General features: G+C 35.2%; 1 protein-coding gene and 1 pseudogene. Both read left to right on the forward strand.

Annotated features, from left to right (window positions below; all coding sequences use genetic code 11):
• A partial coding sequence (locus JHD69_RS19900) for a PIG-L deacetylase family protein (RefSeq protein ID WP_233166099.1) occupies positions 1–698 on the forward strand: 698 nt, incomplete at its 5' end.
• Positions 695–978, forward strand: a pseudogene (locus JHD69_RS19905) (nucleotidyltransferase); the annotation flags it as partial. The gene JHD69_RS19900 and the pseudogene JHD69_RS19905, both read left to right, overlap by 4 nt.

The following is a 978-nucleotide window of genomic DNA, read 5'->3' on the forward strand; positions in this document are numbered from 1 at the left end:
GAAATATTGCAAATAGGAGCTTATTTATGAAAAATATAATTGTTATTTCAGCCCATCCAGATGATGAGATCATAGGAGCTGGTGGAACATTATTGAAGCATGTAGCCAATGGAGATCAGGTGTTTTGGTTAATTGTTACCAATGTATTCGAAGAACAGGGATTTTCTAAGGAACGCGTAGAGAGTAGACAAGTAGAAATAGACAGCGTAGCCAAGATGTTGGGCATAAAGGAAATATATAAGTTAAATTATCCTACCATGACATTAACCAGCAGTACGCTGTTGAAAATGGTTCCAGAAATTTCCAAGATTTTCTCTACAGTACGCCCCGAAATCATTTATTGTTTAAATAGGTCAGATGCACATTCCGATCATCGAGTTACATTTGATGCTGTAATGGCTTGTACAAAATCTTTTAGATATCCATACATCAAGCAGGTGCTGATGTACGAATGTATTTCAGAAACGGAATTCGCTCCCGCACTTTTCGAAAAAGTATTTTTGCCCAATTATTTTGTAGATATTTCAAGTTATCTTGATAAGAAGATTGAAATAATGAAAATATATGAATCTGAGCTAGCAGAGCACCCATTTCCCAGGAGCATAAGAAATTTGAAAGCTTTGGCTACTTTTAGAGGTGCAAGTGTTGGTGTTGAATATGCAGAAGCCTTTCAGTTATTAAAATATATTGATAAATGATCTATAATTACCAGAAACATCTAATAGAATCGGGAAAGTCCATCAAAGAGGGCTTGCAAAGACTGAATGATCTGGCAGCTGATGCCATATTGTTTGTTGTTTGTAGCGAAGGAAAGCTAAAAGGATCTATTACGGATGGTGATGTGAGAAGGGGCTTTTTAAGAGGATTGAATATGGAAAATAGGGTTGATGATTTTATTCAAGAAAACCCTAAATTTATAAGAAAGGGAAATTATACCATACACGAACTGATTGAATATCGAACAAAAAACTTCAAAGT

Origin of the sequence: Pedobacter sp. ASV12 (assembly GCF_016429155.1) — a bacterium.
GTDB lineage: Bacteria > Bacteroidota > Bacteroidia > Sphingobacteriales > Sphingobacteriaceae > Pedobacter.